The organism is Planococcus sp. CAU13, assembly GCF_000775575.1.
Lineage (GTDB): Bacteria > Bacillota > Bacilli > Bacillales_A > Planococcaceae > Planococcus.
The window spans coordinates 40314-50503 of the sequence record NZ_JRGN01000223.1; the positions used below are offsets into that span (position 1 = coordinate 40314).

At 34.1% G+C, this 10190-nt stretch carries 7 protein-coding genes; 5 read left to right on the plus strand and 2 right to left on the minus strand.

Going from position 1 to position 10190, the window contains the following annotated elements:
- Window positions 1-49 precede the first annotated feature (49 nt).
- Genes KW93_RS10505 through KW93_RS10515 form a run of 3 tightly spaced genes read left to right on the plus strand, consistent with a single transcriptional unit; the run spans window position 50 to window position 5881 of the window.
- Window positions 50-868 (plus strand): ankyrin repeat domain-containing protein, encoded by an 819-nt coding sequence (locus KW93_RS10505; RefSeq protein ID WP_033542961.1) that lies wholly within the window; start codon window positions 50-52, stop codon window positions 866-868.
- Window positions 868-1425, plus strand: a complete 558-nt coding sequence (locus KW93_RS10510; RefSeq protein ID WP_033542962.1) for a hypothetical protein — start codon at window positions 868-870, stop codon at window positions 1423-1425. The genes KW93_RS10505 and KW93_RS10510 overlap by 1 nt, the downstream gene beginning before the upstream one ends.
- Window positions 1409-5881 carry a DUF4062 domain-containing protein gene (locus tag KW93_RS10515; protein ID WP_033542963.1) on the plus strand — a complete coding sequence of 1491 codons (4473 nt, stop codon included), beginning with the start codon at window positions 1409-1411 and terminating at the stop codon, window positions 5879-5881. Before KW93_RS10510 ends, KW93_RS10515 begins: the two co-directional genes overlap by 17 nt.
- Before the next feature lie 43 nt (window positions 5882-5924).
- On the opposite strand, the gene KW93_RS10520 is transcribed toward KW93_RS10515, so the two are convergent.
- Window positions 5925-6605 (minus strand): hypothetical protein, encoded by a 681-nt coding sequence (locus KW93_RS10520; protein WP_033542964.1) that lies wholly within the window; start codon window positions 6603-6605, stop codon window positions 5925-5927.
- A 572-nt stretch (window positions 6606-7177) separates the two neighbouring features.
- On the opposite strand from KW93_RS10520, the gene KW93_RS10530 reads away from it, so the two are divergent.
- Entirely contained in the window at window positions 7178-7498 is a 321-nt protein-coding gene (locus KW93_RS10530) for a RyR domain-containing protein (RefSeq protein ID WP_235318401.1), read from the plus strand.
- A gap of 29 nt (window positions 7499-7527) precedes the next feature.
- A complete protein-coding gene (locus tag KW93_RS10535) occupies window positions 7528-9489 on the plus strand; it encodes a hypothetical protein (protein ID WP_033542966.1) in 1962 nt (653 codons plus the stop codon).
- A gap of 414 nt (window positions 9490-9903) precedes the next feature.
- Here KW93_RS10535 and KW93_RS17485 read toward each other — a convergent pair whose 3' ends face one another.
- On the minus strand, window positions 9904-10062 hold the full coding sequence (locus tag KW93_RS17485) for a hypothetical protein (protein WP_161787041.1): 159 nt from the start codon (window positions 10060-10062) through the stop codon (window positions 9904-9906).
- Between the last annotated feature and the right edge of the window lie 128 nt (window positions 10063-10190).

Consider the following 10190-nt stretch of genomic DNA (forward strand, 5'->3'; position numbering starts at 1 on the left):
TATGGGTAAAAAGTAGTGCGTCAATCATATTGCAAAAGGAGGAAGAAAGTTGAAAAAATGTTACATGGTTTTTTTCTTACTTTTGTTTTTAACAGGTTGTAACCCTCTATTTCCTTATAAAAACAATATAAATTCTTTCGGGCAAAATGATTTAATGAAAGCAATTTACTATCAAGATTTACAAATGGTAAAGGAATTAGTAAAGGATGAAAACAATTTAAACGAAGTGGATATTCAGAATTCAAACATTCTCCATTACACGGCAGTATATGGAACAGCAGATATTGCTGCTTTTTTAGTAAATCAACCAGTAGAGCAGCTTTTTCTTAAAAAGGGAGGAATCCGAAATAACCTACCTCTGCAAGAAGCTATATTGGCAGGAAATTTTAATGTATTTAAAATATTTTCTGAATATTATAGCGGTAATTTGGATGAAGTAAGAGATGATTCGGGAAAAAGCTTGCTCCATTATGCTGTGATACAAATGGATGAATCTTTAATTTCGGATTTACTAGAAGCAGGAATGGATCCGAATTTAAAAGATATACACGGAAATACTCCGGGGCACCTTTTCTTATATACGGTTTCTACAAAGCCATTTGATAATCTTACTAGTGTGGATGATGAAAAAAATAGTAAGAATTGGCTTGTTGATAGAATTTCAAGAAACCTTATTGAATCTGGAATGGACCTCGACATTGTGAATAAGAAAGGCGAAACATTTCGAACGATAGCCAGAAGTGCTGTTATTTACGTGCGAAGTTATCGTGATCCAGAGAATCACTCCCTATTGGACTCATCGGAATTCGTTCTATCTAGGATTCTTTCTGATTATGAAAATAGGAAAAGTGGAAAGGATGAAAATTGATGGATCTCGATTATTTACCACACATATTCTATGTGTTGTTCTTCTTCTTTTTTGTCTATAAGGCTTTACAGATAGTTAATTCTTACATCTTTGCAAGAGCAGCTGGTTGGTATACCTATCCTATAATATTTTTATTTACGCTTATTTGCCCTCTGCTATACAGTAGTTTTTCAATTGGTGCAATCGTCTTACTCTTACGCACTCCCTCAGGCCATATGCCGATGGAGTGGGCCGTTCCTTTTCTATATATCCTTTGTGGATATTTATTTATGAGTCAACCTTTTGACAATTATTATAAAGAAAGAAAGTTAGCGTTATATGCTTTTTCGATTGCTTGTTTTTGGCTGGTAATTGGAGCTTTGATTACGGTTATTAATCCTGAATGGAATAATCAACTTGAAAGGAATTTAAATACGAACTTCCCTTCGATTGGGCAGTTTTTAATATTAACCAATCTTTGTGTTATAGTCCTTAACGGTTTATTTTATAAATATTTTATCGTTGAGGCTCAAAATGAGGAAATTAAAGTGAGGGATGAGCATGCCAAGATCAAGTAAAATCTTTCGAATATTTGTTAGTTCGACATTCTCGGATTTAAAGCATGAAAGAACCGTTCTACAACGCCATGTTTTCCCTGAATTACAAAGATTGTGCGAGTCATATGGGGCTAAGTTTCAAGCTATTGATTTACGCTGGGGAGTCAGTGAGGAAGCTCAGCTTGATCACAAAACACTAGAAATTTGTTTAAATGAGCTGCAACGGTGTAAAGAACTCTCTCCAAGACCAAATTTTTTAATATTACTGGGAAATCGTTATGGTTGGCGTCCAATTCCGGCTGAAATCACAAAGCATGAATTCGATAAAATTATTCATTACTATAAATCTATCGATCTTGAAGGCTATCATTTGTTACAAGAATGGTATAAAGAGGATTACAATCGACTTCCTATTTCTTATTGCTTGCAACCTCGCCAAGGAAAATATTCTGATTTTAATGAATGGAACATCATTGAGATGTCTTTAAGGCTGTTATTTGATCATGCTATTTCTTCACTTTCTTTACAAGAAAGCGAAGTAGGACGGTACTTAATTTCTGCCACCGAGCATGAGATTCAAGCAGGTGCTTTTCGACAAGAGGATGCCAAAGATCATGTTTTTGCATTTTTCCGAGAAATCCGAAATCTCTCTTCAGATTTTCTTGAAGCTGATTTTCAAGATATCACTTCAGATGGAAAGCTAGACATTTTTGCTGAACGTCAATTAGACCAACTAAAAGAAAAAATTCGCTCGTTTTTACCTGGAGAGAATATCAAACAATATTCTGTGAATTGGAACGGAACCGATATTGATACTTCTTATTTAATCTCATTCTGTCAAGATGTGATCAATCAATTAAAGCCCGTGATTGAGAAAGAATGTCTTACTATAGAAGAAAAGAGCATTAGGGAAGTAGAAAAAGAAAGGCATCAAAAATTTGGATTTGAGAGAGCTCGTAACTTTATCGGGAGAGACAACTTGTTTTCTCAAATTGAAGAAGCTATACCTAAAGCCGATTCGCCACTTGTTATCTTTGGAGAATCTGGTACTGGAAAAACCGCGTTTATGGCCGAACTATATAATCGCTTAAATTCTAAGCATAGTCAGGGGATTGTTGTTCAGCGCTTTATAGGAGCTTCTGCTTTTGGTACAAATATAAAGGAATTATTAGAATCGGTTCTTATTGAATTAACACCTGACCAGGAGAAAGAAATTTTTGCACTTACTGAAATTGACGAAATACTCCAACTGATGATAGAAGCTTTTAATAATGCTTCGAAAGAAAAGCCATACTACCTTCTAATTGATGGGGTAGACCATTTATCAGACAATCACCTCTTCCCTAAATGGTTCTCAGTAAAATTGCCAGAACATGTGCATTGTATTATTACAGTTGCTGTTGACCGCCCTGCTTTTTCGCTTATTGAAGGATTAGTTCCTAAGGGAAACCTTTTTCATATTGGACCATTAGAAGTAAATGAAGGAAGAAAGCTTCTAGAAGAATGGCTGACTGAACAATCTAGAACTCTTCAAGCAGATCAATTCCAAGTCGTGATGGAAGCTTTTGAAAAATGTCCGCTCCCGCTATTTTTAAAACTCGCTTTTGAAGAATCGAAACTTTGGAAATCCTACACAAAGGAGGTGGTAATTCAACCATCCATCTCAGAACTCATTGGACAGTTCCTAAAACGGATATCAGATAATTCTAACCATGGCTTTCAATTGGTAAGCCATGTTCTTGGTTTTATTGCGGCTTCTAAGAACGGGTTAGAGGAAACAGAACTGCTTGAACTTTTGTCTGATACAGAAGAAGTTATGAATGATTTTCGAAAACGAGCAAAACATGAATTCATGGAGAATCATCTGCCTCCTGTCATATGGGTGCGTTTATTAAATGATATAGAACCTTACCTTATCGAGAAAATGGAGAATGGATCCCTAGTTTATAGCTTTTATCATCGTCAATTGGAATCTCGAGTGAAAGAAAGTTATTTAACAGTCGATTTTCATCAACGCTTAGCTGATTATTTTGATCGTAAACCTATTTTTTTAGACGAGCAGCAAACACTGCCCCATAGAAGAAAAGCGATTGAGATGCCGTTTCAGCTTTATCAGTTGAAAAATGCCGAGCGGTTTGAAAGTTTATTATTAAACCTTGACTTTATACAAGGTAAAATAGCAAGTTTGCTCTCACAAGATTTGTTAAATGATTTTTTCTTATTAAAACAATTGATGAAAGAGCAAGGCCTGGCAGTTGAAAGAGTTCAGGACATAGAAAGGTTTTGTCGTGTTAGACATACCTTACTTCTTCAACATCCTAATCGACTAAAGTTGTTCGCTCTGCAAATGCCTCACTCGTCATTTGCTTTTTTGGAGGCTACTCGCTGGCATGAAGAACGAGGAGTCCCCTACTTAAAATCTTATGAATCGTCTAGTTATGAAAATCGATTGATTCATGCTTTTGATAGCGGAGATAAAGAGAGCTTAATCTGTCGGTTTCATCCTAATAAAGAACACTTATTAGTAATGAGTGATGATGTCGTTAAAATATGGGATATTCAAACTGGTGAAGAAGTATATCAATTTCATCCGCAAATTGGAAATCTAATCGACCTTGATCTTGCTTATGACTCTTTTATTGGTGCCATTATTGGAGCAAATGGGTTAAGAATTTTTGATTTAAACTCTTATGAGGTTCAATGTGAGCAACAATTTAAGAAGAATCCTCTGCATACATCCCTTCATCCTAAAAGAAATTATGTAGCTGTAGGAGATGAAGAAGGAACTATATGGTTGATAAACTTTAAAAACGGTCAAAAAAAATACATTCCCTCTAAAGGAAGGAGTGTAGTGAAGCTACAGTGGCATCCAACCAAACTTCTTTTAGCAATATGGTATAGCAACGAAAGGATTCACCTTTGGGATGCAGAGAAAAATAGTGACACGCAAGTCCTTTATTCAGAATATCAAAATGCCACACCTGCTATACATACAGCAAAGTTTAGATCCTTATCTTTTAATCATGAATCGGACTTGTTATACGCAAGCCAAGATCATGGTCTAACTGTTTGGGATACTGCTCTTGGAATTCGTGTTAACAACACCGTCTCACTACCTAAAGGAAATCACCTAATTAAGGGAAATCTTGTTTTCTCAGTTTTTTATGACCATCATTTAAAGGTATGGGATATAGAAGGCTATACTCACTATTTGGAAGATCATCAACATTTCCAACTCCACCAATATGCTGATGTTTATAATGGCTTATTAGTTGTGATGACTCTAAATGGAAGAATTTTAATTTGGGACCTCACCGAAATCAGCATCAATCATGAAGAAATGAAAATCAAGATGCTTAATGAAAGTATTGGCTGGGTAGTAACCCCTGTAGTTTCTGGAATTTTTAACGACGTGGCACCCAATTTAATAGATTGGCTTTTTCGTTCTTCTCTTTCAAAAAGTATTTCAGAGAGAACACAAAATAGCATCAATTTTTGGGATTACAAGGTTTCATCCGTAAATATATCTTCTAAATTCAACTATATTACTTCAGGACATCTAGGAGGATTTTTACAGATTTCTGATATTAATAAAAATACGGTTACCCAATTTAGACCATATAAAACAGGACCCATTATATATGTAGATTGGTCCTATGATGATGCCCTTGTTTTCTATGGAACTACTCAAAAAGCTTGGGTTATGGACTCAAAAGGTAAGCTTAAAATGACAATTAAGAGGGATGGAGGAATCCTTAGTGGTAGTTGGTCATCTACTAAAAAACAGCTCCTTCTCCTCGATTGTGAGGGAACGGTGGAGTTAATCGATTTTGATGAAAATTGGAACCAGCGATGGCCACTGGATGTTGAGGGCACATCACATATTACTGCAAGCTGGAGCAATAGTGGCAGGTATTTTACTATCTGCAATCGTCATGTTTTTTGTGTATTCGAGGTACTAAGGAATTCGAACCCAAAGTTAATCCTACAGGGAAAAAGCACTAGCCTGATACATTCAGTGACCTGGAGCCCCGATGATACTTGGATGACCATCATTGGTACAAATTACGAATGCGTTTTGGTTAATTCAAGCACTACCGATATACAATCTAAATTTAAGATTATTGATGAAAGAGAACTGAAAACGCACCACAACTATTATAAACAGGTTCTGACATCACCAGTTTCTCGAATTCAATTTTTAGAAGACCTTTTACTAGAACAAGGAAATACAAGTGACTTAGAACAATATATCCGCATGTTCCCATTCCAATTGTTAGTCTCATGGAATGAGGAACAGAACAAAATAGCATTCTCCTACGGAGTTTGGGTGACTGTGCTAATGCTGGAACAACCAGCTAGAAGTGTCGACGGCTATGTGGTTGAAGGAGTATATGGCCTGAGATGGGAAAATGATGAATTATATGTACTTACCGGAGATAAAATTCGGGAAAAAAGGTATTTATTGGTCACTTAACCACACAAAAAAAGCAATAGATTGTCCTTAATGAGCAGGCAACCTATTGTTTCTTGCTAAAAAAAATATGATTTTCATAAAGGGGTTCACCAGGCAAAACAACATTCTCTTCGATTCGCATAATTTGTTTCGTATTTGGTAAATACGTAATAATAACTGGTTGATTCTTCAATTCTTTCATACGATTGATTGTTTTTATATATTCAGATCTACTAGCAAAATAGGCAGTTTGGAAGGCTTGTTGGTTAACCTTAAATTCTATTGCGTACCGATTTATCTTTTCAGGTGAATTGGACGGTAATTGCCCGTAAAAACCATGTCCAAACACACCTAGATATTTTTCGTTTATAGTAGCTAAATGCGTTATTGATCCTTCCATCTGTACTGGTATATCGTCTTTCAAGATTTCACCATAATTTTTCGTTATCGAGTAACCTATAGTTGTCGGAAGAATAATGAAAATTGTAAGTAAGCCGATGAATAAAAATTGATTCCACCTAGTCGGACCTCTTTCTTTTCGAAGGGCATAAAGTTTCCCACTAAAAAAGGTACTTACTATAAACAAGGGATACAACACCAAGATTTTTTCGATAGATAAAAATTGATAAATCAAATGAGTGTTATAGAAAAATAGAAGGGATGTAGCAAATAACGGGAAAATCAAAAAGGTAATTATAATGAATAAAAAATGTACACTTCGATAATAAACTATGTGGGTATGCAATTAATCACCTCCCCTGGCTAGTATGTTTTTATAATAATGTAATTTTTTCCAATAGTAAAGATATATAGAAAGAGAGGACACTATGGTTTATCTCACTTTTTTTCTCCGAAATATTCTCATGACATTCTGTTTCATTGCTATAATTTTTATTATCTTAGGAATCGTGATTTTTGAGATTGTTTTGATTATATTACCGATTTTATTTCTTTTAATAATGTTTTTTGTTTCTCGTGCTATTGATAAGAGGACTGTAAAGATTCATTATGTAAAGAAATCTGAGAGGAAAAAAAGATTTGACCAAGTTATAAGAATTGGTTTAATTCTTTTATTTATTATATCCTCTTCATTATTTGTTTATGATATTGCAACGGATCAGCCTGGTTCTCTATTTTTGTATGGAATGACTCTAATGCTATTTTCCGGAAGTGCAATTATCCAATCGTTTTTAAGATGGCAGTAATTTAAATACAACAGTAAATAAAGAAATTTATAGTAAAGGCATGGGAGGCATAGTATATTCTGTCTCATCGAGCAACAAAATTTACAATAAGTCAAAAAAAAAAGAATATATGTTGAAAAAAGATATGGAAAGGAGAATGATTTTGTACTCATATCACCCGAAACCCGTGGATACATCAAAAATAAAACTTCCCGAAGAAATTCAAAATTTACAAGAGATGTTAGCTGAGAACATTCATGAAATATGGTCTTCACAACGAGTCCAGCAAGGTTGGAGGTATGGTCCGAAGCGAGATGACGTAAAAAAAGAGCATCCAAATCTTGTTCCCTATAATAATCTTACTGAAGAAGAAAAGGATTATGATCGATATACCGCCATGGAAACGTTAAAAACTATTCTTTCAATGGGTTACACCATTGAAAGAACTAAATGATTTTATCATTTTAAAAAAGGGGGAATTATGTGAATGAGATTAGACGTAGAGTAATCAAGTTTGAAATCTTTAGTATAATAATGGCCCTGTTACTCTCAATCGCTTATTATCAATTTGAAACTTTTTCTTTCCCGCTGTTATTTATATTACTCATAAACATATTTTTTGCCTCTATTTTAATTTGGTTTATTCCTATCTACACATTTCAACTACAGCTAATTTTATTAGCTGTCTCCACAGGTGTTTATGGATTTATGAACTATACATCTCCGGGACTACATATTAGTTTTCTAGATGCCCTATATTACAGTATCCGTTTATTCTTCTTTAATACGGATACTGTGGTTGTTCAAAATGCTGGATGGTTTTCATCTTATCCACTGTCAATTGAAATTGCACGTTGGTCTGCAGCCTTATATACCTTGTATGCGCTCTTCACAATAGCCAAGAAGCTATTTGGTCAATCTTTTCGATTATTTTGGTACCAATTATTTGGTAACCATTATGTCATTTATGGTTTCCATAAGGATACGAAAATTTTGATTGAAAATTTAATAAGTGAAAGAAAAAGTATCGTAGTGGTTACAGAAGAAATTTCAGAAAATGATAAGCACTACTTGGAAGGACTTGGCGTCATTGTCTTACCACACAATGGCAATAACGGAAAAAGCTTTAGAAAAAGTCGCTTAAAACGAGCTGCCTATTATCTGATTTTCCATGAAAACGACACAAAAAATTTAGATGAACTAATTTCTTTAAAAGAAAATTTTTTTAAAGAGCAATCAATGAGTAAATTTCCGAACTTAAAAATTTATCTTCATTTAACCCATCAGGGTTCCTTCGATATTTTCGATAAATATGTAGCTAAAATCAAGGCCGAAAACAGAGAAAATGACACAGTACCAACTTTCTTAAAAGATTATATTCCGGTTCGTATCATTAATTCGTACAGACTTGTTGCTGAAAAATTTTGGGATGATAATCCTTTATACCAAGGTTATGAAGAACGGGCTCGTGATGTCAACGGACCACCATTTCATTTAGCAATTATTGGTTTTGATGATATAGGTAAGTCTATCTTTATAGAAGCCTTGGAACGTGCACATTTCCTAAACAGAAACAAATTACAAGCCACCATTCTTGATCAAGAAGCATCTAAAAAAGAGCGGCATTTCAATAAAAGATATAACAAGACATCTCACATAGCTGAGTTAAAATTTCAAGATTTTGAATTGGAGTCTGATGTTTTGTATGAAACATCATTTACACAGGCTACTCACATAATTATTAGTTTACCGGACGATTCGACCAATATTACCCTAGGAATGGATCTGGCAAAGAAGTTTCCGGAAACACCTATCTATATAAAGATTTCAAATGAAGCACTTATCAGTAACTGGCTTCATATTGATAATAATGAGTTTAAAAATATCATTTGTTTTGGGGATAAGAATCATATCTTAAGTAGCCAGTACTTTGTCAATGAACAAATGGACCAAGCAGCTAAAATGGTGCATGGAAATTACATTAAAGAAAAAGGAAAAGGCGTACCGTCTAAGTGGGATATGTTAGACGATTTCAGTAAAGAATCTAATCGGAAGCAAGTTTCTCATGCTTTGACAAAAATTGTATTAGCAGGTTATAAACCTGTAAAAAAACTAAAGCCTGATGATGTGGAAATCACTCCCGAAGTGTTTGGACAACAGATTAATTCTGTGCTTCATGACTTAGCGGTAGTTGAACATCAGCGTTGGAATGCTTTTCATTATATACGGGGGTGGGACCGGTATAATAACATCCACAAGAACCATTGGAAGGATAAAAAAAATAAACTTCATGGTTGTATTGCTCCTTTTGAGGACCTTCCATTAATAAGTAATATAGTTTTGGAAAAAGATCATACCTCTTTTGAGGAATACGATTATCAAACAATCAAAAATCTTTATCAAACTATTGTAGAGCGGCTTGGTTATAAAATTGTTAAGGGCTGATTATTGCACTCTTAGAGCCGTGCTTTTTTGTGCGTTCTTAGAATTGTTACTCAATGTAGAAACCCATCAAAATATTTTAGTTTTTTACTATCAAAGAATTATTAAGGAAACTAATGTCCATATTGTGCTTAAAACTTTAATATTGCTTAAGCACTGTAAATATAAAATGCTACAGAAGAAAATGGAGAGAAGAGAGGTTTTGATTAGCTTCTTCTCTCCATTTTTATACAAGCAACTTTCTATAAGTGTTAATATGTAAACCTAATTTTTTGTAATTTAGATTTTGAACCGAAAAGTTCATTATGTTAAAAATCTTGCCAATCTTTCTCTTCTTGGTCATAATATTCTTTCGCGAAATTCATTGCTTCCTCAATAGTGTAATGGAGAGTATCACCTAACACGTTAAGCTGTTCATCACAAGCAAGCAAACAAATAATATGCATTTTTCTGTTCATAATTACAAATTGGTAAAACAGTTATTTGCTCATTTTTATTATCTTCACATTCAACAAAATCAAAATGTTTGGTTCTTGTAAATTTAATTATCTCAGCACCATCAATCTCTTTCCTCAATTTCCTTACCTCTCCCCTTTATGATTTTTTACTTTAACAGAGCTAATTATTCAACTATACTCATTTCTTAAAAGGATAGAAATCTAATTCCGAAAATTAAAAGCGTTCGTAAAAGTACACTTTTACGA